20 protein-coding genes are annotated in these 24527 nt (G+C 41.8%); 5 read left to right on the forward strand and 15 right to left on the reverse strand.

Features of this window, described 5'->3' with window-relative positions; genetic code table 11:
- Window positions 1-80: 80 nt before the first annotated feature.
- The 5 genes from FHS10_RS13790 to FHS10_RS13810 form a co-directional block, all read right to left on the reverse strand.
- Complete coding sequence (locus FHS10_RS13790) at window positions 81-2360, reverse strand: GH92 family glycosyl hydrolase (protein WP_259091550.1); 2280 nt, start codon at window positions 2358-2360, stop codon at window positions 81-83.
- Between the two features lie 113 nt (window positions 2361-2473).
- The gene (locus tag FHS10_RS13795; protein WP_259091551.1) at window positions 2474-4654 is read right to left on the reverse strand and encodes a hypothetical protein; all 2181 of its coding nucleotides are present in this window, start codon (window positions 4652-4654) and stop codon (window positions 2474-2476) included.
- A 270-nt stretch (window positions 4655-4924) separates the two neighbouring features.
- Window positions 4925-5299, reverse strand: a complete 375-nt coding sequence (locus FHS10_RS13800; protein ID WP_259091552.1) for a hypothetical protein — start codon at window positions 5297-5299, stop codon at window positions 4925-4927.
- A 101-nt stretch (window positions 5300-5400) separates the two neighbouring features.
- On the reverse strand, window positions 5401-7638 hold the full coding sequence (locus FHS10_RS13805; protein WP_259091553.1) for a CRTAC1 family protein: 2238 nt from the start codon (window positions 7636-7638) through the stop codon (window positions 5401-5403).
- Between the two features lie 261 nt (window positions 7639-7899).
- Complete coding sequence (locus FHS10_RS13810; RefSeq protein ID WP_259091554.1) at window positions 7900-8448, reverse strand: hypothetical protein; 549 nt, start codon at window positions 8446-8448, stop codon at window positions 7900-7902.
- A gap of 536 nt (window positions 8449-8984) precedes the next feature.
- Between FHS10_RS13810 and FHS10_RS13815 the strand changes: the two genes are divergently transcribed.
- Window positions 8985-9866, forward strand: a complete 882-nt coding sequence (locus FHS10_RS13815) for a polysaccharide deacetylase family protein (RefSeq protein WP_259091555.1) — start codon at window positions 8985-8987, stop codon at window positions 9864-9866.
- Window positions 9867-9890: 24 nt separating this feature from the next.
- Here the strand turns inward: FHS10_RS13815 and FHS10_RS13820 are convergent, their stop codons facing one another.
- From FHS10_RS13820 to FHS10_RS13830, 3 genes are all read right to left on the reverse strand, one after another.
- Window positions 9891-11198, reverse strand: a complete 1308-nt coding sequence (locus FHS10_RS13820; protein ID WP_259091556.1) for a leucine-rich repeat-containing protein kinase family protein — start codon at window positions 11196-11198, stop codon at window positions 9891-9893.
- 96 nt (window positions 11199-11294) lie between these two features.
- The gene (locus FHS10_RS13825) at window positions 11295-12158 is read right to left on the reverse strand and encodes a hypothetical protein (protein ID WP_259091557.1); all 864 of its coding nucleotides are present in this window, start codon (window positions 12156-12158) and stop codon (window positions 11295-11297) included.
- 13 nt (window positions 12159-12171) lie between these two features.
- Window positions 12172-12909 carry a hypothetical protein gene (locus FHS10_RS13830; RefSeq protein WP_259091558.1) on the reverse strand — a complete coding sequence of 246 codons (738 nt, stop codon included), beginning with the start codon at window positions 12907-12909 and terminating at the stop codon, window positions 12172-12174.
- A 375-nt stretch (window positions 12910-13284) separates the two neighbouring features.
- On the opposite strand from FHS10_RS13830, the gene FHS10_RS13835 reads away from it, so the two are divergent.
- Window positions 13285-13488 (forward strand): hypothetical protein, encoded by a 204-nt coding sequence (locus FHS10_RS13835; protein WP_259091559.1) that lies wholly within the window; start codon window positions 13285-13287, stop codon window positions 13486-13488.
- 137 nt (window positions 13489-13625) lie between these two features.
- Window positions 13626-15317 carry a tetratricopeptide repeat-containing sensor histidine kinase gene (locus FHS10_RS13840; RefSeq protein WP_259091560.1) on the forward strand — a complete coding sequence of 564 codons (1692 nt, stop codon included), beginning with the start codon at window positions 13626-13628 and terminating at the stop codon, window positions 15315-15317.
- A 233-nt stretch (window positions 15318-15550) separates the two neighbouring features.
- On the opposite strand, the gene FHS10_RS13845 is transcribed toward FHS10_RS13840, so the two are convergent.
- On the reverse strand, window positions 15551-16192 hold the full coding sequence (locus FHS10_RS13845) for a response regulator (protein ID WP_259091561.1): 642 nt from the start codon (window positions 16190-16192) through the stop codon (window positions 15551-15553).
- A gap of 165 nt (window positions 16193-16357) precedes the next feature.
- Between FHS10_RS13845 and FHS10_RS13850 the strand changes: the two genes are divergently transcribed.
- Window positions 16358-16501 carry a hypothetical protein gene (locus FHS10_RS13850; RefSeq protein ID WP_259091562.1) on the forward strand — a complete coding sequence of 48 codons (144 nt, stop codon included), beginning with the start codon at window positions 16358-16360 and terminating at the stop codon, window positions 16499-16501.
- A 122-nt stretch (window positions 16502-16623) separates the two neighbouring features.
- On the opposite strand, the gene FHS10_RS13855 is transcribed toward FHS10_RS13850, so the two are convergent.
- The 4 genes from FHS10_RS13855 to FHS10_RS13870 all read right to left on the reverse strand — a co-directional run bounded on the left by FHS10_RS13855 (window position 16624) and on the right by FHS10_RS13870 (window position 21249).
- The gene (locus FHS10_RS13855; protein WP_259091563.1) at window positions 16624-18348 is read right to left on the reverse strand and encodes a M28 family peptidase; all 1725 of its coding nucleotides are present in this window, start codon (window positions 18346-18348) and stop codon (window positions 16624-16626) included.
- A gap of 264 nt (window positions 18349-18612) precedes the next feature.
- Window positions 18613-19743 (reverse strand): acyltransferase family protein, encoded by a 1131-nt coding sequence (locus FHS10_RS13860; protein WP_259091564.1) that lies wholly within the window; start codon window positions 19741-19743, stop codon window positions 18613-18615.
- A gap of 86 nt (window positions 19744-19829) precedes the next feature.
- Window positions 19830-20207 carry a hypothetical protein gene (locus FHS10_RS13865; RefSeq protein WP_259091565.1) on the reverse strand — a complete coding sequence of 126 codons (378 nt, stop codon included), beginning with the start codon at window positions 20205-20207 and terminating at the stop codon, window positions 19830-19832.
- A 115-nt stretch (window positions 20208-20322) separates the two neighbouring features.
- The gene (locus tag FHS10_RS13870) at window positions 20323-21249 is read right to left on the reverse strand and encodes a Dyp-type peroxidase (protein ID WP_259091566.1); all 927 of its coding nucleotides are present in this window, start codon (window positions 21247-21249) and stop codon (window positions 20323-20325) included.
- Between the two features lie 342 nt (window positions 21250-21591).
- On the opposite strand from FHS10_RS13870, the gene FHS10_RS13875 reads away from it, so the two are divergent.
- Window positions 21592-22467 (forward strand): alpha/beta fold hydrolase, encoded by an 876-nt coding sequence (locus tag FHS10_RS13875; protein ID WP_259091567.1) that lies wholly within the window; start codon window positions 21592-21594, stop codon window positions 22465-22467.
- A gap of 171 nt (window positions 22468-22638) precedes the next feature.
- Here FHS10_RS13875 and FHS10_RS13880 read toward each other — a convergent pair whose 3' ends face one another.
- Together FHS10_RS13880 and FHS10_RS13885 are read right to left on the reverse strand one after the other, a co-directional pair.
- A complete protein-coding gene (locus FHS10_RS13880; RefSeq protein WP_259091568.1) occupies window positions 22639-23397 on the reverse strand; it encodes an SDR family NAD(P)-dependent oxidoreductase in 759 nt (252 codons plus the stop codon).
- 337 nt (window positions 23398-23734) lie between these two features.
- Window positions 23735-24322 carry a Crp/Fnr family transcriptional regulator gene (locus tag FHS10_RS13885; protein WP_259091569.1) on the reverse strand — a complete coding sequence of 196 codons (588 nt, stop codon included), beginning with the start codon at window positions 24320-24322 and terminating at the stop codon, window positions 23735-23737.
- Between the last annotated feature and the right edge of the window lie 205 nt (window positions 24323-24527).

Genomic DNA, 24527 nt, shown 5'->3' on the forward strand with positions numbered 1-24527 from the left:
ATTTTTCTGATAAACAATCACTTAACAAAAAAGGCCCCGTCAATGACAGGGCCTTTTTTTTAAATGGACAATATTTGCTGTTATTTTTCGTTGCTCATCGAATATGGAACATCTGCATCCTTTGTACCGCGCTCTTTATTTGGCGTGGCCTGCATATCAAAATTGAGCTCGGCACCGCCTAACAGACCCTTATGGCTAAGCCAATTGTTAGTGTACGGTTTGCCATCAATAGTAAGGCTGTTTACATATTTGTTATCGGCACTGTTGTTTGGCGCGTTAATAACGATGGTTTTACCATTCTCTAAATTGATGGTTACCTTTTTAAATAAAGGTGCACCTAACACATACTGATCGCTGGCTGGCGTTACCGGGTAAAAACCCATTGCCGAGAAGATGTACCAGGCCGATGTTTGGCCGTTATCCTCATCGCCGCAATAGCCATCGGGCGTGGCTTTATAAAGCTTATTCATGGTTTCGCGTGCCCAGTATTGTGTTTTCCATGGTTGCCCGGCGTGGTTATATAAATAGATCATATGTTGAATAGGCTGGTTACCATGCGCATACTGGCCCATGTTGGTAATCTGCATTTCGCGGATTTCGTGAATAACCCCACCATAATAGCTATCATCAAATGTTGGCGGCATGCTAAATACCGAATCGAGTTTGGCTGCAAACTGCTGCTTGCCGCCCATCAGGTTAATTAAACCCTGGATGTCATGAAAAACACCCCAGCTATAGTGCCAGCTGTTGCCTTCAGTAAAGGCATCGCCCCATTTAAACGGATTAAACGGGGTTTCAAAAGTACCATCCTGGTTTTTGCCACGCATCAGTTTGGTTTGCGGATCAAAAATATTGCGGTAATTCTGACTGCGTTTTTTGTACACTTCAATTTCGGCCTTTGGTTTGCCTAACGCTTTTCCTAACTGGTAAATGGCAAAATCGTCATAAGCATATTCTAAAGTACGGGCGGCGTTTTCATTAATTTTAACGTTGTAAGGCACATAACCTAAAGTGTTATAATACTGCACTCCCCTACGGCCGGTAGCGTTCGGCCCCTCATTATTGGCACCATGTTTTAAAGCCTGGTACAGGGTTTCGATATCGTACCCGCGCATCCCTTTTAAATAAGCCTCTGATACCACCGAAGCCGAGTTATTACCAATCATACAATCGGCATAGCCAGGGCTCGACCACTCGGGCAGCCAGCCGCCTTCTTTATAATCGTTAATAAGCCCTTCCTGCATCTCTTTATTGATAGATGGGTAAACCAGGTTCAGGAATGGATACAATGCCCTGAAGGTATCCCAAAAGCCTGTACCGGCAAATAAATAGCCCGGCATTACCTTGCCGTTAAAAGGACTGTAGTGTACGTTTTCGCCTTTGTCATTTACCTCGTACATCTTGTTAGGGAAAAACAACATGCGGTATAAGCTGGAGTAAAATGTACGGGTTTGATCTATAGTACCGCCCTCTACATTAAGCCTGCTCAGGGTTTTGTTCCAGGTATCTTTCGCTTTTTGGCATGTTGTTTCAAACTTATCTTCACCCAACTCGCGTTTCAGGTTCAGTTCGGCCTGTTCAATACTAATGAATGATGAAGCCACTTTTAAATGCACCTGCTCGCCGTTTTTGGTTTTGAAGGTGATTACCGCGCCGCCATAATCGCCGGTATATTCCAGGGCGCCGTCTTTTTTCCAATCGTGCCAGGTTGAGGCCAGCTCAAATGGTTTATCTACGTAAATAACAAAGTAGTCTTTAAAGTTGGCCGGTACCGCGCCGCTGTTTTTAGTGCTGTAACCAACTATCTTTTGCTCGCCGGGGATAATCTTTACGTATGATCCTTTATCAAAAGCATCAATCACAATGTGTGAGCTATCGCTTTTAGGAAACGTGATTTTGAAACTTGCGGCACGCTCTGTAGGTGTGATCTCGGTAGTTACATCATAATCGGCCAGGTAAACGCTGTAATAATAAGGTTTTGCTATTTCGGCCTTGTGCGAAAACCAGCTTGCGCGTTCTTTTTCATTCAATTTCAGCTTGCCGGTTTCAGGGAAGATAGAGAACATACCATAATCGTTCATCCACGGCGATGGCTGATGCGTTTGTTTAAAGCCAAGAATTTTATCTGAGCTGTAGGTGTACTGCCAGCCATCGCCCATTTTGCCGGTTTGGGGCGTCCAGAAGTTCATACCCCAGGGCAAAGCGATTGCCGGGTAAGTGTTGCCGTTTGAAAGAGAGGGTTTAGAATCGGTACCCATTAACGGGTTGATCAGGTCTACCGGGTTACTGATCGGGGTGCTTTGCTGCGCTATGCCTGCAAGCGGCAAAAACGCGAAAGCCAGGTGAATTAGTTTTTTCATTATGTATATTGGTTCAGCTATTTGTTTTCAATCAATGTGCTTAAGTAAAAAACTCCCGCACATGAAAACTCACGTACGGGAGTATAGTAATCAACCTTTCTCAGAGGTTCCATTTACCATCTCAAATCAACCTTTATCCCATCCGGGCTATTGGCAAAGCCCAGGTATAAGGTGTTTGATGATGTATCCCATGTTGTCTTAACATCGGTAATAACTTGTCCCTTGCTATCGGTAACTATCATTTCTTTTGGTTGGGTGGGCAATAAAACCCTTGCACTATTTAACGTTTTAACGGGGCTCTTAGCAATGAACGAGTAGCTATTGGCTGTTATCGCTTCCTGGTAGATCCTTGACGCCGATGTTAAAACCTGCGGTGTGTTTTTATTGGGTACGCGGGCCAGGTCATATAACAGCGATTGCTCGCCGGGGTTAACAACCTTACTGGCCAGTACCGGCAGCTGCGGGTCAAAAAGATCAATCACCGGGCCTTTTACCGTGTACGGTTTGCTATCGATGTTTTCATCTAATACAGATATAATATCATAAGGACCACGTTCAAGGTAAAGGCTGTTTTTAAAGCTGAGCAGGCCGGCATGCGCGTCTTTTTCATAAGCTTGTTTTACGGTATTAACGTAAGCACTATCTTTCCCGGTTGTTAAAACATATTCTTTGGGGTTTTGGCGCATTACGTAAAAGGCACCTTTTCCTACTTTAAAATGCTGTTCGGGTTTTGTTGGGTTGATGCCAAGCAGCTTAAATAAATGCTGCGATGGCGCGGTATATTTATTGCCCTTTGTATCCCACCATTCCATTACCGATTGATAAGGATCGTCATCGCGGCCGCAATAAACCAAAACGCCGCCTTGTTTTACCCAGGCTGCTAACTGTTGATGTATCACTGCAGATACCGGCTTCATATTGGCATAGCTCATCACCAAAACTTTAATATTTTTAAGTGACGCCGTGTATTGCAGGTTTTCCATATGTACGGTTTGCACTGGTACGCCTCGCTTTAGCAGCGGCAGGGTTTGCCCGTAAAAGTTGGAAAATTGCGGATCATCGTACCCGTTATGCGTAGGAAAGCGCTGAAACATGAGCGTATTGCTCATTAACACCCCTATGCCGTTAACGCCGGTTACTTTATTGGCCGATGGCGGCATGCTATTTAAAGCATTTACCATAATTTGCATTTGGGTGGAGTAGTATTGCGGGATCAAAATCTTCTCATTACTGCCGGCCACTTTATAGGGATGGGTATAAATGCGCTCGGGCCAGGGCATCACCTCGTAATCTGATACGGTTGGATATAATAGTTTGGCGGTAAAGGTTGCCTGGTAATTGCGTTTGTAATCGGCCCAGTCCTTTTCCCGGTCTTCAATAGGATCTGTAAGGAAAAACATTTTACGACCGGTTGGCGCGGTCATAGATACCATAGAACCGTATTCCAGGTAAGCGTTTTCAAACACCCTTTCTTTTTGCAGGCCGTTAAAATACGTTGGTTCGCGCGAGGTACCGGTCCACACCTGTGCTATATAACCATCTATCCCCGGTAATGAAGCCAGGCTGGCCTCGGGACTAACTATTTGCCACGATGAATAATTGACCAACGAGTGCGTGGCTATAAACACCTTAATATTTACACCTTTACTTTTGCCATAAGCTTTAGCGTATGACGATACCTGTTTAATGGCATCATAATACAGGTGATATTTTAACTTGCTGGATAGGTAGGTATTTTCGGCCGATGCATCCTGCGGTTTCCAGGGGAAGCCGTAATACGTTTGCCATTGCTGTTTAAAGCCCGCACTGTAGCCCGCGCGTGCCCAAAATTCCGGTTCTTCTAAAAATATGTTGGTGATACCCGCGTCTATTACCCGTTTTACAATCGCGGTTTTCATGTATTCAATAAACGAGGTATCGGGCACCACATAGGGCATATCCTTACCATGAAAAATGGTATCGCCTTTCATAGTAACCTGCCCTACGCCCAGGTGGTTTTTGCCATCCCATTTACCTAAAAAATAGTCTTTGTAATCGCCCCAGGCTATGCCGGTCATAAAGTTGGTTTGGTACCCATGATCGCGCCAGGTTTGTACCCGTTGCTCAAAGGTCATTCCAGCCCGGTCGTTAACGCCGTAAACAATGGCAATGTCCGATCGCACGTCAATTTCGGGCATCCAGGGGCTACTGGTCTGGAAAGCGGTTTTCTCCTTTAAGGAGTCTAACGCCTTCTCCTGGGCAAGCACTCCCATAGAAAGTGCTGCCAGGAAACAGGTACTAAAAAAGTGTTTCATAGGTATAAATAGGGCGATGCTTAGCGGCCTTAAATATAATTATACAAGTGCAAATCACAAACTAAAACCGTTTAGATTTGCTAATCTATGCTTTTTTTAATATTTGAATGTAACAATTTATTGCTGGGAGTAATTTGAGTGATTATTGTTACAAAAGCCTTGTTGAGCAGCGGCCGATCATTGTCAACTGTTCGAGCTTAATTGAGCTATACAAATAAAAAGCCCCTTACTTCGCAGCAAAGGGCTTTAATTGATCTTTTAAAATATCATTTATTTAGGGGCACTCCAGCCATCGCTCCAGCCGTTACCGCCAGCATCTTTAGCGCCTTTTACCAGTGCATCGTATTTTACGCCCTGGGCAGGGCTTAACACCCCTTTAATTTGTTTGATGGTGCTTGTACGCAAAGGTTCAATGGCTACCAGCATTTTGGTGTTATCGCCTTTATTTTCTGCCTTTATTTTATCAAACTTTTCTGATGACGCTGTATAAATGGCTGCAATTTTTTTGCACTGCTTATCAGATAGTTTTAATTTTTTCTGCAACTCCATAGCCTTTTCTTCGGGCTTGCTGGCTGCATGCATTTGGGCATTACTTACTGTTGTTATTCCCAAAAACAGGAAGCATAATAAAAGCAGTTTTTTCATTTTTAATTAGATTTAGCGTTGATAATGATTTTACTTTAAAGGTAATCGATTTATTTAGATTATTAATACGGTTTGTAATAGAAGTATTACAAAGCAAATCATTATTTTGTTTGCGCGGTCATCGGCATACATGTTGCCATATCCTGCTTATCAATAAAGGTTAGTTTGTTTAAATGTGTTACCTTATATTGATCAACGCCTTCGGTAATCTGCAAAAACTGGTTTGGTTTTACATTGGCAAAATGCTGCACAGTGCCGCTTCCGGCCCATTTAATTTCGATATCATCAATTAATTTTGCCTGGCCAATACCCATTTCCTGGCGCAATGGCGATGAGCCAAAGCTGCCACCAGAGTTTACATCCTTATAAACGCTTCGTTGAACGCCATTTTCGGTAAACGTTAACTTGATATGACTACCTATTGCAGCCTTATTGGCTTTTACCCCATCAAGCTTTAAGCTTATCCAGTTGTTATTATCCGTGCGCGGGTTAAGGTATAACGAACTGGTGTACGAGTCGCCTATATAAGCGCCGCCCATTTCGGCGTAGATATCCTGGTTGCCGGTATTTCTAAAATCTGCAAAAGCTACGCCATGGCCTTTTTGCAGATTGCCCATACGCGATGAGTTTGTAATATCAATGAATTTTTTACCGCCATCATTTTTAAAGAATTTATTAGGCACCAATGATCTGAAATCGGGGTTACCGGTACCAAAATACATATCCAGGTAACCGTCGTTGTCAATATCGCCAAAATTGCCACCCATACTGTAAACCACCCTATCAAGCCCTACTTCTTTGGTTACATTGGTAAAAGTGCCATCGTGATTGTTTTTGTATAGGAATACATTGCCCGCGTCTTTTACCGGTTTACCCAAAGCAGCAGCAGCGCTGTAATAACCCAGTGTGTGCTCAAAATTATAGTCACTAACTAAAATATCCTGCCATCCATCATTGTTATAATCATAAAACCAGGTGGTAAAGGTGCGCTCCTTGTTTTGTGCCAGGCCGGCTTTGCGGGTAACATCATCAAAATCCACCTTCCCATTTTTAAGGCCTTTGTTTTTCAGCAGGTATTTATCGCCGGTCATGGTGGAAATAAATATATCAGCAAAGCCATCGTTATTATAATCGGCAGAGGTAACCCCTTTTACAAACGCTAATATACCGCAATGTGCCGAAGTAGTAACGTCTTTAAATGTACCATCGTGGTTATTAATGAATAACTGGCAGGTTGGCGCATTGCCGTCAAGTGCCTGGGTAGATGCTTCTACGCCTACAAAAACATCCAGCCAGCCATCGTTATTAAAATCGGCCCAGGTAGCTGTTTGTGTAGGATGAAAATAAAGCAGACCGCTTGGTATGGTTACATCAGTAAAGGTACCATCGCCATTGTTGCGCAGCAATGAGCTTGGTTGATTGCCAAACCCCTTGGTAAGCCAGGCACCACGTAAAACAAACAAGTCGATATTGCCATCATTGTTATAATCTGTTTGTTGGATGTTTAGGCCGCCGGTAATCCCTTTTAAGCCGCTTTGCTCAGTGCGGTCTGTAAACGTACCGTCCTTATTATTTTGAAAATAATGCATAGGATCGCTCAAATCCCAGCCCGATGTGATGATATCCAGGTAACCGTCATTATTATAATCGTCTACTGCAACGCCACCGGCCCGGCCATTAATATTAAGACCTAGGCTTTTCGCTATATCCTTAAACGGCTTAATACCGGCCACGCTATCGGCATTTAAACCGGGGATCAAAACCTCTTTTGGTACCTTTTGAGGATACTCACCCAGTGTCATATAAGCGATATTAATCAACCAGCGCGACTCCAGGTCGTCAGGATGCGCCTTTAGCATTGATGTATAAGTCTCAATCGCTTTTCTTGATCCTGTTTGAATTTTATGCACCCCATCATCCTTTATAGGAAAAATACAGGAAGATCCGGTATGGTTAAGCATGCAATTGCTGCGCTCGCCAAGGCGCATGTAAGCGATGGCCATATCGGGCAATATTTGCGAGCTGGACATATAATCCATTCTATTAACCAAATCCTCATAAATACTAACAGACTCTTCCTCTTTTCCTTTTTTTAGCAGCAAAGCGGCTTTGGAACTTAAAATATAATTACTCCGCATGCCAGGATCGGCTTTGAGTAAAGAATCGCAGAAAGCGATCTTAGCTTCGGGATTAAAAGGATTTGAGATCTTAAAATTCTGGCGGTTTATTTGTTGAAGTAACTGAATCATATCCTCATGTGACGAGGTTTTGCTGGATGCTATTATGGTGAAGCCCAGTGCTACAAAAAGCACCGCGGCTACGGCTATTTTTATTTTCATTTTGATTGAAGCGATATTGGTGATAACACTACACGAGGGTTACCATTTAATAAATATTAATGATATTCAATGATCTTAAAATTGATATGCCCAATGTTTATTCAGAACCTGAAAAGGTGTCAAGATAAATTAAAGGGAGAAATAATCAAGATCGGTCAATCCGAAATATGATTGTTTTGATCACTATAAGCAGGCTATGCATTTGATAACACAGCATACTTATAACAACAAAAACGTGTTTAGCGAATTGATTAAAGGAGATTAGCAGAAAAACTTAGGTGGTTGCTCCGGGATATCCTGATGAGCGTAAACCAGGGGCTGAGTAGGTTGTATAAACCTTTCAGTCAATTTTTTTATCGGGCAGTAAAACTCAAATTGAATAAATGATAAACTCAGGTTATCCAATAAAACTATTTTGCCAAAAGGCACATGATCTTTTTGAGGAACAGGAATATCTTTAACCCCTTTAGCGCATAGCACATTATTGTCAACGGGGCGGGTGGTATCGTAATTAGGGATACACATAAGGTGAAGCGCCGTGCGGGTAAGCTTCATTTTTACATAGTTATAGCTGGTGCTGCCAAACTGAATTTGACCAGCTATGTTTTCAAAACGCTTCCAGTCATGAATCCCGGGCATGTTTACTGGGATTGAGATCTCGGTTAGGTCTTTAACATTATATAAACCTTTGCTTATTTGCGCGTTATAAAACTTATCGGTTTTATAAACCAAATATTGATGCAATGCCAATTGCCCGCCAATATTTAGCAGGTGAATATTTAACAACAGCAATGCAATAACTTTTTTCAAATTGGTTTATAGGTAACTGTTTATAAAGATGGTGTTTATTATTAAATATTCAAAATATTAAAGGGGAAATCACAGGGTAAACGCACCTAATTGGGTTAACATAACTTAACACATTTCAGATGCGTAACATTATAATTATCTAATAATCAGTATTTTATATTTTAACAAGGTTAACATTAAACTGGTGTATTGCGCAATTTAGGCGCATCCAAATATTTGTGCCTGTTGTTGGCCTATACAAGCCCATTCGATACCTGGACCATTTAACCAGGACCAGCCAATAAAAACAAGGTATTGTTTGATGTTTATATCTTCCTAACGTCATAAGCTTTATTCCGTTACCTATTATTAAATAACAGCTTATCCCCGTTAATTATTTAGATGCGTTTGCCCTGGGGGAAATCATACGACATCAACCATGCCGATATGAATTTTTCATAATTTAACGGAATACAAGTGTTGATCTTTATTGTTATGCCGGTAAAATTCGCCAAATTTGATATACCATCTATTTAGCCAATTTTTAAATAGCTACCGTGAAATTAATATTCATCTCATTAATTATTTTGATAGGCTTTGCCGGGCACGCCCAGGAAAGCATTAAATGGCCGAAGCATAAAAAAGCCGCCATTGTACTTACGTATGATGATGCATTGGTTTCGCAACTGAATGTAGGTGTACCGCAACTGGAAGCCGCACATCTGAAAGCTACCTTCTTTTTAACCGGCGATATTGATCCGGTAACCATCCCCCGCTGGCGCAGGCTTAGCAAACGAGGTTTTGAACTGGCTAACCATACCATTTTTCATCCTTGTTTAAGCACCGATGATAACCCGGTACACTCTGAAAACTATACACCATATAGTATAATCAGGGAGATAGAAGTAATGAACCACTTTTTATACGCTGTTGACGGCAAAACAAGCCGTACTTACGCCTACCCCTGCACGGAAACAACTGCTGGCGGAAAAGATTATGTTGACTCCTTAAGAAAATTCAACCAGATAAAATACGCCCGTGGCGGCGGCGATTCCAGCGATTTTATAACCAACTTTAAACGCCTTGACCCTCTGCTGGTACCATCTTTCGGCGTGGAGGATAATACAACAGGCGCGCAACTTATTGCCTTTGTAAAAAAAGTTCAGCAAAGTGGTGGGATGGGCGTATTGATGATCCATGGCATTGGTGGCGATTACATCACTATATCGGCCAGAGCCCATCAGGAGTTATTGCAATACATCAATAAAAACAAAAACGAATTGTGGGTACCTACCTTCCAACAGGCTATGGATTACGTTACACAAACTAATAAATCCATTGGCACAACCACCAATCGCACTATGGTAAAATCTGATCGGTTAAACCCCCTTAAACCTAAAACAAGAGTTGTTAAAACTCAAAAATCGGTTCGAATTTGATCTATATACACCACCTTATAAGGATTAACCCGATGTTAATAGTTTTGTAAACTCAGCTACCAAATATTCAAACCCCGGACGCGATGATATATCGGACGCCAAACATTCATTTTTAAGTCCCGTTATCTTCTTTAAAGCATTTTCATTTCCCTTTTCGCTGCATAAAGAAAGCAGGTCATCCAGCAGGTAACCGTAGGCGCTCACTTCCAACCGCTCAAAAGCATGGGCAGTTTTCAAATCAGTTTTATCATAAAAAGATGCTGCCCCAAAGTCACTAAACAATGTATTACCATCTTCATCTATTAATATATTATGGGCATATAGATCGCTGTGGGTAATTCCGTTATCGTGCAATTGCGCTGCTAAAGAAGCAATGGTGGCAGCAATTTTTAATACCTTTTGTAATGAAAGGCTAAAGTTTTCCTTAAACACATCCCGGGTACAAGTATCTAAGGTGGGCGGCATACCCAGGTTAAAAAAATGGGAAGGAATTAACTCCATAACCAATCCTGTTTTACCTTCGGGGTGGGCATGGATTTGCCCTATCAACTTTGCCAGGCCGGCATGGCTGCCCGCGGCTATATAGGCGTTCATTTCATCTTCGGGATAGCCATCGCTGGTTACGGCTCCTTTAAAAACCTTAACAGCTACTTCTTTCTCTGCCGATTTGCCGATAGCTTTATAGATCATTCCGGAGGCTCCTTCGCCCAGTAATTGATTGATCTCTAATTCGCCCCAGTTAATAAAAGCAGGCGGCAAAACATCAGGCTTTTTGTTGAACAGGTTTCCGGAGATTGCCAGCCATGAAAGTTTCGGCATTGATAAAAGCCATTGGGGTAACGTGGGCAACCTGTTTGCAGAGATCCGCAAAAGCGAAAGGTTTTGGCAATTCTTAAGCTCTGCAGGCAGTTCCTTCAGCTGGTTTCCGGCAAGCATCAGCTTTTGCAGCCTGGCGCATTTACCTATTGCAGAAGGCAAAGCCGATATTTTATTATTAGTAAGGATAAGCCATCGTAGGTTTGGATTAAGAGATCGTTCGGGAACGGTTTCAATCCTGTTTGATTTAAAGCCGGCAATATCCAACAGGGGGCAATCGGCCAATACCTCGGGTAAAGTGGAAAACAGGTTTCCTGAACAGAAAAAAAACTTTAATTTTTTTAACCTCCCAAAATCCGCAGGTAAAGCAGTCAATTTATTGAACGAAAGATCGAGGGTTTCCAATGTTTCTGACAATCCGAAGATCTCTTCGGGGAAGTGATCAAGCCCCTCGGATAACTCCAGGTAAGCCGCTCCTTTAAGCTCTCCCCGCTTTAATTGTAGTAACGTTTGCATATTTGATTCTCCCGCGTCGAAAAATCAAAGTACCGAAATGTTTTTTATTAACCGGCCTTGTTTTTCACAGGGCTTTAAAAAATACAGTAACCTCCTTTACTTTTTAATGCTTACTTCAGTGGTGGCGGTTCTGCGGGTTGCGGTGTATACTATGCCGTTTACCATTTCGTACCCGGTAGATACACTTTGCGAGCTCCGTTTTAAAACAACCCCGGTATTATTATTGATCAGTATTGATCCGTTAACCCTGCTGTTTAAATTATCGCCCAAAACAGCTGTTTTATAAGTTATAGTGGTGGTTAGCGCGTTTACCGCATAAATGGTATAAACGGTTTCTGCAGAATTTGCCGCGTTAGTCCATGAATATCCTTTTTTAAGCGATTGACTTAGCGGAAAGTTCACCATAAATTGCAGGGTGGTGCCGGGTGATAGATTTTCGGGCTGGATCCCGGTGAATGACAGCAGCGTATCATTTACAGCTGCTGGGCGCCTCACATTCATTATCTCTCCTTTTTTGTTTACGGTAACTGCAACCTGCGCATTCGCAATTTTTTGCAAACCAACCTGGATAAAAGAATTAGGATCGGCAGGTTTGCCCGAATTATATACCAGGTTTTGATCCATGGCGTTTACGGTATCTGTAAGCTTATCTGTAATAATAACAAACGATGCCCCTTTATCAGAAACATCGGTCACCTTATATGTTTTAACCATGGTTGAAAAAGAGCTAACATGTAAGGTTTGACTACCACGCTGCAATACGCAGTTTGATTTGGTTAGTACTTGTCTTTGAAACTCATCGCCTTTTTTAAACGCTGCCTGCGCGCATACTACACTGCTCACACATACTAATAGCAGCGTGCATATATATTTAAAGCAGTTATGGGCGGTATCCATTTTTATATTATCGGTTATAATGCCCTTCGGGAGGATAGTGGCATTATTACTACTAAAGCTCATATATTAAGCCGGTTTAATTAGTTTTTGCCTTGTTGTGATTTGCCTTTTTAGCGCCTTTATCATTTGGCTTAATTGATTTTGATCCGGTTGGTTTTATCAGCTTAAAACTTTCGTTTTGCTGAACACCAGGCGTCGACCAGATATTTTGGTCGCCGCCAACAGGGATTGAAAAACCAGGTGGACTAATCACATTTGGCATTACCGGGATAGCACCATGGGATCCATTTGTTAGTCCCGAAGGTAATGGCTCTTTTGGAAAAGGCGGCATTTCAGGAGCCTCGGGGACCGGGATTTCTGTATTTACTATAATGGCAGCATCGGCGGGAACTTGCTTTGGTAATGCAGGCGCTTCTGGTGCATCGGGTGACGGCACATCGGGCAATCCCGCACCAACGCCGGATATTGTTGGCTGGTTTGGTACATCTACCAATGGCGAAGTTGCAGCAATGGATGCCAAAACCGGTATTTGTACCGGCGGCGCAGGCGGCAATGATGGCGCAGGTACATCAACAAGAGTTAATACAATAAGCTTCCCCGATTCAGCCTTGCTTCCGGCGTTTCCTTTTAACTGGCTGCCAGGTGGTACAGGCGGTAATGGCGGCGGAACATTCCAATCCGACAGGTTGTTCTTTTGAGCAGCCGCCCGGTTTAAACAACCTGCAACAATAAATACCGTCAAAATTAAGATTGGCAGTATCTTGTAGCGGGGCAGGGCGTGTTCGCCCTTTTTAAGAAAATACAATATTTTCATCCAATTTTATATTTTATAAGGGTAGGTGCTACACATAGTTATTGTTGCAATCAAAATACCATGTAAACTTTAGCATATGGCATCAAGACCAAACTTTTTTACAGTTATAAATCCCGCCATTCAAACTCACACCTTAATATTCTGTATTAAAGTTATTCTTTTTTATCAATAACATAAAACCGTTCCCGTGTTTCGCCTGGTATTTCAACAAAGCTCGATACCAGTAAAGCTACGCTTTATGTAATGCGTAAAAAATACAAACTGCTTTGTATTGTGTGCCGCCCGGATACTCCATAAAATTGTAATGTCAAAACCAGCAAATACATAACATCGGTATTGCTGCTATCGCCATTATTTTACTTAAAATAATAATTTATGAAAACTTTAACATACCTGTTGGCTGGCTGTTTGCCCATTATCTTTGTGTATTTATCACTTGTATATATGCGCAAATTCAAAAAATTGAATGGCACGGGTAAAATTCCCGATATTGTTGTAGCTAAGCGCCGCCAAAACTTCTTTCTTTTTTTAGCAGTGGTATCGTCTGTGTTGATTGTGATAGTTATTACCCAGTTTTAACACCGGTATAATTGTGCTCATTACCTACATTCTACATCTTATTTATCAATTACCGGCCTGTTTGCAAAATAGACAAACACCGCCATTTTGCAGGTAGGGTTTAAAGTACTACCTTTAAATGGGGACATGAGCCGGTTATGAAATACCTTTTCCTTTATTTCTGCATTTGGATGGTAGTCCCCTGCTCCGGGCAAAACATTGATAGTTTAAAAAAGACAGCTCTCAGCAAAGCTTCGGCGCACAATCGCCTAAACGCTTCAAAAACTACCGGCTTTATATGGAGAGACATAGGCAAAGCTTACCTTGTAAAGGGTGGCTACGATTCTGCATCTTATTACCTTGATAAGGCCGCAATAGCATTAACACCAATTGGCAAACAAGATACGCTCACAAACGACTATACCCAATTAGCCAACATCTATATCAAGCTGAAAAATTACGATAAGGCCCTTGAATTATATAATAAGGTGGTTGAATGTGCCCCAAAAACCGGGTCGCGACGGGCGTTGATGAACGCGTTAAAACAGCTTGGTTTGTTATACGAAACCAAACATAACTACCGCGAAGCATTAGATTATTACAGGCAGTCATTTGATATTAACGACTCTTTAGATTTTGTTCAAAAAACGAAAGAAAACACATCCGAAACATACAGCCATGCATTTATGACCGATGTGATGGGGAATATCAAACACAAGACCGAATCTGAACAAGAGATCCTGAAAACAATTGATACCAAAAGATCACTGAACGACACATTGGCGATTACCATCAACTACTTTAACCTGGGGCTATTATACAAAAGCCAAAAAATGTACCCACAGGCGCTGGATGCTTTGGAAACCTGTTTAAATTTTGCCGCGCAAATACACTATACCGATATGCAAAGCAGCGTAGTAAATGAAATTGCCGACTTATATGAGCGAACCGGCGATTACAGGCAAGCGCTCATCTACCTAAAAAAACACAGCGCCATAAATGCTTTGAGTAAAACCCAAAACTCAAAAACCATCGACGAGCTACAAACCAGGTACGAGATCACCCAGCGGGAAGACCAACTGTTACAACAACAGTTTGAAATAACCAAACGCAACTACTGGGTAACCGGCACTTTTATTATTGTATTGCTGATGCTGCTTATCGGTATTATATATTATAAGCAAACACAGCTAAGGCAACGCAATATTGCCATGAAGGCCATTATTGAAACCGAAGAAAGCGAACGCCGAAGGATTGCCCAGGATTTGCATGATAGTGTAAGCCAAACCATGTCGGCAGCTAAAATTAACCTTGCCATTATAGGTGCCGAATTGCCTTTTGTGAATGACGATCAAAAAAAGCGATTTGAGAAAGCCATTAATATGGTTGATGACGGATTTAAAGAGGTACGGACGATATCACACAACATGATGCCCTGGGCGCTTAATGAAACGGGGCTGGCACAAGTGGTTAAACAGTTTTTGAGCAATATTGAGACTGATGCCATGGCCATAAACTTTTTTAGCAAGGGTTTTGATGCGCCCTTTGATGATACCACCGAAATTATTTTATACCGGGTATTGCAGGAGAGCGTGCACAATGTGATGAAACACGCCTATGCCGACAGGCTTGACATTTCGCTGATTAAAGACGAGGAGAACATCAGCCTTACTATTGAAGATAACGGTAAAGGATTTGATGCCACCAACCCCGATATTTACAAAGGCATGGGGCTGAGCAACCTAAAATCGAGGATCAATTTTTTAAAGGGCAAGGTCGAACTGGATTCGCAGGTGGGCAAGGGAACGCTGGTATCGGTTTATGTTCCGATTACTAAGAAAGCTTTATAGGATTAGGGAAAGTGTTTTTTGGATTGCAAGCCCGCAAAACTTTGGCTAAAGCCATCTTTTCGGCTGCCCTCTATAGACCGTTGGCTAAAGCCAAACGGCAATGAATAAAAGAAATTGGCTTCAAAGAAAATTGAAAATTCATTGCCGTCCCATTTATGGGGCGGAAAGACAACAACCTACAAAATGGCTTTAGCCAAAATCAGTTCTCTATATTTAAAATATCATTTTCCCGTTTACAAATTATACTGCAATATAAACTTGGTAAGCTCAACCGGATTTTTGAGGTTTAGCTTTTGCATAATGTTTTTACGGTGGGTTTCAACCGTGTAAATGCTCAGGTGCAGGTGATTGGCCATTTGCTGGTTGGTAAAATCCTGTTTAATAAATTGCAGTAGTTCGAGCTCCCGCTTGGTAAGCTGAAATTGCTTTAAAAAAACATCCGGCTCATCAAAGTTTGAATTTACCACGGGTAGTTTGGCCGGGAAACATGGTGTACCTTCACTTACCAGGCGCATCACTCTTAACAGTTCGCTTTTCTCGGCATTTTTAAAAAGATAGCCATCGGCACCGCCGGCCCTGGCTTTTTCAATCAGGTGTTCTTCGTTATAGGTAGATAGCATGATCACCTTTATTTTGGGGTGATAGTCCTTTACCCTTTTTAGCACATCAAAACCGTTCATCCCAGGCATGTTGATATCAAGCAGGATGAGTTTTGGCGTATGCGTATGCAATAAACCCAGCAATTCCTTACCATTTGCAGCAATATTGAGGATCTCTATATCGGGCTCGGTTTGCAATAACATGCTAAGTCCGTTTATAAACAAGGTGTGGTCATCTGCTATAATAACCGATAATTTTTCAGCTGTTGTTTCCATCGTACTAATTATCAGTAAATCTAAACTTTATCATCACTTCAAAAAATACCAACTGCTTTGTATTGTGTACCCTACCGGTACTCCATAAAATTGTGTTATTGAAACGGAACGAAAAAGAGTTTATCCAGCTTAACCATTTTATAAAAAACCATTAATCTAAAGGCGATGAAAGATATAATAGGCACTTTACTGATCATGCTATTTTGCATAACTGCCCTTTCCCGTAACAAACATCCGGATAGGGCATTACCGTCAAGACCTAAACCCAAACCAATAAAGCCCGACAGGAGCGATGGTTTGACAAATTAATTAAAATCTATTATACCACCTAAACCAGGAAAACACGCTAAAAATTGTTCTATAAATAATTGGGGGATGGAGCCCTGTCGGTAGCAATACCGCGGGGTTTCCTTTTTTTATAAAACCTCAATTTATTTTAGGTCGATGTTTATTTTCTGGTTTAAATCGTTCACTGCTTTTTGTGCCGATGCTATTTTGCTGCTTATAGCAGTACTTATACCCACTGTATTGATATCTGTCATTTTTCCAATAGCATCAATATACCATTTAGCCCACACATCAATTTTATGCTTTTCGGCATCTGCCGCCGATCCATCTTTTATGGCCTGTAGCCCAAGCGTGGATTCGGTTTGTAGCCTGTCGGTGGCATTTTTTTGAAGTTCGTCAACCAGGCTTATTGTTGTTGATTCATTTGCCGCGGTTAACGCAAAAGCTGTAGCCAGGGCGCTCACGCCAACATTTTTCATTTCCTGGGCCGATACCATGTTTAACCTATCGGCATCGGTGTGGTAATACACATCCGTAAAATGCCACATCAGCAAACCCGGGATTTTAGCCTGCAAAAATGGCGTGTGGTCGCTGCCGCCTTCAAATGGATTGCTCATCACTACCCAGCCATTTTCCTTTGCCTGTTGCCTACAGCGATTTAATACCAGGTCGTTAAAATAATGCGGAAACATATCTGACTCTTGCAACGGCCTGCCCCCCCATTCGGTATGCTTATCTTCACCACGTGTCCATATTGCTGAAGGATCGGGCATTTTTTCTACCAGGAACGTACCTCCCGTTTTGCTTACATCCTCGCCGACCATATCAAGGCTTAGCCCCCATTTAATTCCTTTGGCCCGTACGGTATCTTCGCTTACGTATCTGCCTGTTGATACAATTTCATCGCCCCATAAAAATGTAATGGTACGCTTTGGCTCAAACTTTTTTTGCCTGATCAGCTCGGCCGTCACTCTTGCCATTTCGGCCAGGGTGCCTACACCTGTGGCATTATCATTAGCACCTGGCTCCTGCACGTGGGCGCTAAAAACAAAACGTTCATCGGGCAAAGTGGTACCGCGGGCATTAGCCACCACGGTTAACTCTTTTGATTGGTATATTTTTGAAGCTACCTCTACATGTACTTTAACTATACCTTTTTGCAGAGCGGCTTTCAATCGTTCGTTAGCAGCGTAGGATAGTAAGATCCCAAATTTCTGGCTCAATGAATCCTGGTTTGAAATGCCGCCAAACTGTATCGAGTTTACATTTTTCCCGGGTTGGGTATAAGCCGGCAGGTTATAGCTCATAGCACCAAGCGCACCATTTTTTATGGCGGCCTGGTAAAATTGACCGATGTTGCCCTCGCCAAAAACAATCTTCCCTTTTACTTTCGCGCTATCGATGCTTTTAATATCGGCCCGGTCTATAAAAACCACTTCGGCAGTAATGCCCCCGACTGGCGTAGTGCCAGAGTACATGGCCAACATGTTGCGGTTAGTGGCAAACTTTAATAATGGCTCCTGATCTCCGGCTATGGTTACAATCGCGTTTACAGGCTCCCAGGTAAGCCTTTTCATTTCGCGTGTTTCAATACGATAGGTTAGCGGGCCATCAGCCTCCCCTTTTACTTCTTTTTTATAACCTGCTTGTTGCAGCGTTTTTTCTACCTCAAAAATACTCTGGTTAAAACCAGAATTCCCGGGTACACGCCAGCGACTTTCAACAAAAGCTACGGTTTTATAAGCGTTGGCTTCAATAAAAGTGCTCCGTAAAACGGGATAATAACTATCAACAGTGCTTAACTTCTTCTGCGCAGATACAACACCTGCAGATAATGCAAACAGACTTAATAAAAAGATCTTCTTCATTCTGTAATATAGGCTGGCAAAATACCCATTAATAGCATTAAAGCAAAATGGGTACCCTGCCGCCCAGGGAAATCGCTTTTAACATTATTTTCTCACAAGCCAAGATTTAAATGAACACGAATTTAACTGCCCACAGGACAGATTATAGCGAATTTCACGAATTTTTTTGACTCAATATTTTAATTTGTACTATCGATCAATTCCAAAATCCGTGAAATTCGATTAAATTGTAACCGAGGCGGCGGACATTCGTGTCGGAATAAACTATGCCCGCTTTGCCAAAAACCGCTTTTGCAGCCATTGCCTAACCGGCTCATCATAAAGTTTAAGGCAGGCATAGGCTATGGCTATGGCCGATATAAATAACACTACACCCATACCAATACCAGAACGAAGCGATATCTTGTTATCAACCACCCAGGCAGTGTAAGTATATATTAACGCGTAGTGGGTAATATAAATTGGATACGAAATATCGCCCAGTAGTTTACAGATACGGGCAGATGTTTTATTTACAATATTACCACCCGCGCCAATAGCAACAATTAGCGGGAAAAGAATAATGATACAAACGGATTCATACAAGCCGTTCATCCACAGTTGATGCTCATCACCTATGCGGGGGATACAAAGGATAGCAATGATCATTAAACTACAAATCCAGAATGCACCTTTAACGTGAATGAGCTTTCCTACCCTTGAAAGCAGCATGCCCGCAAAAAAAGGATAAAGCAAACGGGTAAAACCAATGTTGAGCTGCGTTTTATCAACCGACCATCCGCCAATTACATCGCCCTGCGTCCCCATTACCGTATAGTGAATAAGCAAACAGGCAAACGCGAATACAAATACGGCAAGCAGGGTTTTAGAAAACCGGCGAAAAACTACGGCGTACAGGATGTTGGCAATGTATTCAAAAAACAACGACCATGCCGGTCCGTTCAGCGGATGCATTTCCTGCCAGCCCCTGATATCCATGCCGGGTGTTAAAGGGATTAATGTAAAACCAACTACCATTACCAGTAACATTTTCCAAACCGGGGTTTGGTTAATGAGCGGAAACAACGCGCCACCTTGAAAGTAGAAGAATATAGCACCTATAATTGAACCCATAATAACCATAGGCTGCAGCCGGATGAGGCGGCGTTTATAAAACTCCCACTCCGTCATTTTTACCCAGCGATCATCATAGGCATAAGCTACAACAAAGCCCGAAAGCAGGAAAAAGAAATCGACCGCCAGGTAACCGTGGTTGAGGATCTGATTAAACCGATTGCCGCCGGCAAAGGTTTCCAGAACGTGAAAAGCGACCACAAGAAGTGCAGCGACACCACGCAGACCGTCTAAAATTTGATAATGGTTTTTTGATTCGAGATAAGCAGGAGTTTGAGCCATTGGGTGAACAGGGTTATTGACTTAATAGTTTAAATTGGTTGCTAAATTTAACGTTTTAGCACAATAAGTCAAATGGCTTTAGAATTTTAGCGCTCGCTTTGATCAGCTTGACCTGCCTGCACCACTTTAATTAAAAATTCAAAGTCTAAAGAACCAGAAGACTTTTCTTTAAAATCAACTTCCGAAAGTTGTTCACAGCCAAGTTCTTTAAGCCATTTATTCAAAACCCCAAACCATTCGCCCTCACCTCTTTCATACAGTTTTACGATATCGTCGGGATGCAGGAGCGTCAGATCTTTTGCCCTTAAAAAGCTTTGTGTACGGCTGTAAACAAAACCAATGCTATCTTCTTTATAACCCCGGTTCAAGTAAAAGTGGATGAAGTCCCTGTTGCTTTTAGACATTCTATCCGCCGGATTATTTTTTATTCCTTCTTTCCATTTCTTATGGCCTTTAAACAGCAAGTAAAAAAAGTGAAACACAGCATATATAATTACAACTGCAAAAAAGCTGGCTATAAAAACTAAACGGTGACTCATCAGGAATTAGTTACGATATAAATTTAATCTTCGGAAAGCTTCATTCTCCGGAAAAGTCATCAATCATGTTAAACGTGGGTACAAAAAACAAGCTGCCCGTTTTGGCTGTGCTGAAATCTAATATCCTATCGTAATTACCAACGGGAGAGCCAACAAACATATTATTCAACATTTTTTTTACCGTTGTAAATGTGCTTGCATAGGCAATAAAATAAGTGCCCATTTCATTGGTAGACATATTGCCGAAAGGCATATTATCCCGAACAATTTTAAGCTCATCGCCTACATTAGCCAAAGCGATATGTGAGTTTGATGGTTTTACATCGTCGGCCATTTCTATATCATTCGATTTAGATCTCCCTATCACTTTTTCCTGTTGCTCGGTAGATAGCTCTTTCCACCCGGTTAAGTTGTGGATGTATTTTTGCACAAAAAGATAGCTTCCTCCTTTGTAATCGGGGTCTTCTTTGCCCACCATGCTGAATAGTTCCCTATCCTGCCCTTGTGGGTTTTCTGTACCGTCCACAAAACCCAATATCGAGCGGCTATCCCAATACCTAAAACCATGAATTTCTTCTGCACTAACAGCCACCGGGCTTAAAACATCGGTTATTGCCGATGCCATATCATAACAAATGCTGGTAGTATCCGCCCGAATATGAAAATGCAAGTCTCCTTTTGACGAAACCGCGGTATGTTTACCGCCAGCAATAGGCTCAAAATTCACCAATTCTTTAGGCATCGGAACCAGGAGCTGAAGCCGGAGCCATGCTTCATAGCCAATGCCCATTACACAGCTTGCCCTGGAAACCGGGAACCGAACATTGGCGGAATTATTAAGGTTGATTAACAGTTTGCAAAGCTTGCTAAAAACAGCACTAACCTCCAGGTTGTCTTTAAAGTTCCAAACCATAAATATGGTGTTGTCATTGGTGTAGTCTGTTACATTCTGCGAATCCGGCTTCATAGGTACTTAAAATATAGCTGTTAGGAGTTACGAAAATAAATAATCTTAGCTGTATTAATATACATTGCTAATTATGGTCATAAAAAAGTTCTTAGACTACAACACCCGAACGCTTTATTAGAAGAATTGCCGCTTTATGTAATTTTTCAGTAACTTGACTTAGCCCTCTAAGCAGGCCAAAAGGGAGCCACGGTGGAGCACATAGTACTCTTTTTTCCTGTATCACAGAAATATTTTGTCGTGATGCCCCCCTCAAGTTGTCGTTTTTACACAGCCTAAATTCCCGAAATACTTTCGATCTTTATATTGTCAATAAAATCAAAATAATTTAAATAACGTTTTATGAAAAGAGTATTTAAAGGGCCTAATGTTCTCAAACCGCTATTATTTATTGCTATGCTTTTTTTTACAGTACTTCAGTGCAAAGGGCAACAGCTTAAACCTGCCAACAGTGGTTTTGCACCGGTTAATGGTATTAAAGTTTATTACGAAGTATATGGCGAGGGTAAGCCTATCGTTTTGCTGCATGGGGCTTTTATGACCATTGAAGGCAACTGGGGGCAATTAATACCTGAATTGTCAAAAACAAGAAAAGTAATAGCCATTGAAATGCAGGGACATGGACACACTCCGTTTTCGGACAGAAAATTAGACCTTGCTACCCTGGCAAGTGATGTGGACGGCGTAATGAATTACTTAAAAGTTGACAGTGCCGATGTTGTGGGATATAGCATGGGCGGTTCTGTGGCTTACCAGTTAACCATACAAAGCCCTAAACGGGTTAAAAAATTGGTGATCATTTCTTCTACTTATAAAAGTACCGGTTGGCGGCCCGAAATAGCCAACGCATTTAAAAACATGAAGCCTGAATTATTTGCGAATAGTCCTATGAAAACGGCATATGATGCTATAGCGCCCGACAAAACAAAATGGACAAAGTTCATAGAACAAATGCTTGTTTTTATCGGGACCTCATTTGACATGGGCGACAGCAATATCGCGAAAATTACGGCACCTGTATTGATCATCTCTGGCGATAATGACGGCCTGGATAAAATTGAGTTGATGAAAACGTATCAACTATTGGGCGGTGGCGTGGCTGCCGATATGGCACCGATGCCAAAATCACATTTGGCCATTGTTCCTTCACAGAGTCACGTTAGTTTAATGATGCAGACGAACACAATATTAGGTTACCTGGATGGATTTTTAAAATAGCGGGAACGGTATTGGCTTGGGTATTTCGTTTACAATAGGGATGATTTGGGTATAATCGGGGCATCTGCGGACCCAAAAAAGATTTAAAAAAGCCTTTAGATGGAAATCCAAAGGCTTTTTACATTTATTCAAATGCCTGACATCGTCTTTAAGCTTTTTGAGTTTATGAATTTAAAAACCATACATACCACCCGAAACGGAAATTTGCTCACCCGTAATCCAGGCTGCATCGTCGGAAGCAAGAAATACAGCAGCTTTCGCAATATCTTCGGGCTGCCCTCTGCGACCAAGCGGTGTTTTTTCAACAAACATTTTTTCATACTCGCTGCCGGCAGTTACACCCGCGCTGGCTGCGCCTTCTGTTTCTGTAGCGCCCGGCAAAATAGAATTGATACGGATGTTTTTTGAACCCAGTTCTTTTGATAACGCGATGGTAAAGGCATCTAACGCAGCCTTAGTAGCCGAATACAATGAGGCATTAGGAAGTGGGTATTTACTTGCACCCGAACTGATATTGATGATATTGCCGCCCTTACCGCCAAATAATTTCAAAGCTGCCTGTATAGTGAGTATAGATCCTAACACATTGACGTTGAAACTCTGATGAAAATCTGCTACTGATATTTGTTCGATAGGTGCGTATCCCTGGGAAACCGCATTGTTAACTAAAATGTCCAGACTTCCGAAAGCTCTTTTTGTTTCGTCGAACAGCCTGGTTACATCAGCTTCTTTCGATACATCGGCCTGTACAGCAATAGCTATCCCTCCATTGTCGGTTATGGATTTCACCACTTTATCTGCGCCTTCTTTACTTGAGGCATAATTGACAACTACCTTTGCGCCTGCTGCCGCGAAGTGCTTCGCGATAGATGCGCCTATTCCTTTTGAAGCACCGGTAACTACCGCTACTTTGTTTTTTAAGTTACTCATGATTTTTTTAAGTTAATTTATTCATATCCTTCAGATGAATTTGCCGTTCTGAAGGATGTCCAAAGGTACAGCCCCCTGACGTGGCGTTTATTGACTTGAATCATGAAGTACCTGTGATTTAGGTTAACTCGTGGTATTGATCTAAATCAAGTTAATTGGGTAACTTGTTGTAAAAAAAACAACTTAAGATAGCATGGAAAATCAGGGAAGCGGAAAGCCGGAGCGATTGCAACGACATATTTTGCGTGGTTGAGCACTTTTATTATTGCTTTCAGGAAGATATTTCAACCGGGATTTTGAAGCGGCAATTGAAAAACCGGCCGCTTTGTGGAAAAAGCTATTTAAAAGAGTTTTTCCTTATCCTGCTCAACGTTTCCGGGGATAAACCCAGGTAAGAAGCGATCATGTTTTGCGGAAACCGCTGTAGAAAATGCGGATAATTGCTGATCAAATCCTCGTAACGCTCTTCGGCCGTGTAGCTCATAGCGGCCTGCATTCTTTTCTGGTTTGCAATGGTGTAATTTTGACTGATTACGTTCGCCATCGCCGAAAATGCGGGTATTTGCTTAAGGTACTCCTCAATTTGAGCGTTGGTTGATTGCAGAACCTCCAGATTCTCCAATGCTTCAATATTAAAGCGGCTTGGCGTTAACAGGTAAAAGCTTTCAAAATCGGCCAGCCACCAGTTTTCCAAAGATAATTTCAGTATATGTTCATGCCCTTTGTCATCTACCGTAAAGGTCCTTGCGGATCCTTTTACAATAAACCCGATATATTTACATACGTCTCCTTCCTGTAAAAAGTATTGCCGCTTTCTGAGTTTTTTGGGTTTGAAATGCGCCATCAACAACTGCTTATCATCCTCCGAAAGCAGTTTGCCTGATATTTCCTGAATGTAATCGAAAAACGCTTCAAAATTGGACATCGTTCAAATATATAATTATTCGCAATTTACTTAAGCTGCCTGATAAATGACAAAAAAACAAACACCGTGAATCACTCAGCACGCTTAACGGGGCTGCTGAAATTTCTTTTGCCAAAGTTAATTAAAGCAACAAAAAATCCCTGCTTTATGAAAAAACAGGGATTTAAAGGAAACTTATAATCAAATTTTGTTTCCCTTTGTTTAC

This window comes from Mucilaginibacter dorajii (genome assembly GCF_024808255.1).
GTDB lineage: Bacteria > Bacteroidota > Bacteroidia > Sphingobacteriales > Sphingobacteriaceae > Mucilaginibacter > Mucilaginibacter dorajii.

Excerpts from the sequence above, each read along its gene's own strand:
- FHS10_RS13790 (WP_259091550.1), bottom strand. The coding sequence starts at position 2,360 with ATGAAAAAACTAATTCACCTGGCTTTCGCGTTTTTGCCGCTTGCAGGC.
- FHS10_RS13795 (WP_259091551.1), bottom strand. The coding sequence starts at position 4,654 with ATGAAACACTTTTTTAGTACCTGTTTCCTGGCAGCACTTTCTATGGGA.
- FHS10_RS13800 (WP_259091552.1), bottom strand. The coding sequence starts at position 5,299 with ATGAAAAAACTGCTTTTATTATGCTTCCTGTTTTTGGGAATAACAACA.
- FHS10_RS13805 (WP_259091553.1), bottom strand. The coding sequence starts at position 7,638 with ATGAAAATAAAAATAGCCGTAGCCGCGGTGCTTTTTGTAGCACTGGGC.
- FHS10_RS13820 (WP_259091556.1), bottom strand. The coding sequence starts at position 11,198 with ATGCAAACGTTACTACAATTAAAGCGGGGAGAGCTTAAAGGAGCGGCT.
- FHS10_RS13825 (WP_259091557.1), bottom strand. The coding sequence starts at position 12,158 with ATGAGCTTTAGTAGTAATAATGCCACTATCCTCCCGAAGGGCATTATA.
- FHS10_RS13830 (WP_259091558.1), bottom strand. The coding sequence starts at position 12,909 with ATGAAAATATTGTATTTTCTTAAAAAGGGCGAACACGCCCTGCCCCGC.
- FHS10_RS13835 (WP_259091559.1), top strand. The coding sequence starts at position 13,285 with ATGAAAACTTTAACATACCTGTTGGCTGGCTGTTTGCCCATTATCTTT.
- FHS10_RS13840 (WP_259091560.1), top strand. The coding sequence starts at position 13,626 with ATGAAATACCTTTTCCTTTATTTCTGCATTTGGATGGTAGTCCCCTGC.
- FHS10_RS13845 (WP_259091561.1), bottom strand. The coding sequence starts at position 16,192 with ATGGAAACAACAGCTGAAAAATTATCGGTTATTATAGCAGATGACCAC.
- FHS10_RS13850 (WP_259091562.1), top strand. The coding sequence starts at position 16,358 with ATGAAAGATATAATAGGCACTTTACTGATCATGCTATTTTGCATAACT.
- FHS10_RS13855 (WP_259091563.1), bottom strand. The coding sequence starts at position 18,348 with ATGAAGAAGATCTTTTTATTAAGTCTGTTTGCATTATCTGCAGGTGTT.
- FHS10_RS13860 (WP_259091564.1), bottom strand. The coding sequence starts at position 19,743 with ATGGCTCAAACTCCTGCTTATCTCGAATCAAAAAACCATTATCAAATT.
- FHS10_RS13870 (WP_259091566.1), bottom strand. The coding sequence starts at position 21,249 with ATGAAGCCGGATTCGCAGAATGTAACAGACTACACCAATGACAACACC.
- FHS10_RS13875 (WP_259091567.1), top strand. The coding sequence starts at position 21,592 with ATGAAAAGAGTATTTAAAGGGCCTAATGTTCTCAAACCGCTATTATTT.
- FHS10_RS13880 (WP_259091568.1), bottom strand. The coding sequence starts at position 23,397 with ATGAGTAACTTAAAAAACAAAGTAGCGGTAGTTACCGGTGCTTCAAAA.
- FHS10_RS13885 (WP_259091569.1), bottom strand. The coding sequence starts at position 24,322 with ATGTCCAATTTTGAAGCGTTTTTCGATTACATTCAGGAAATATCAGGC.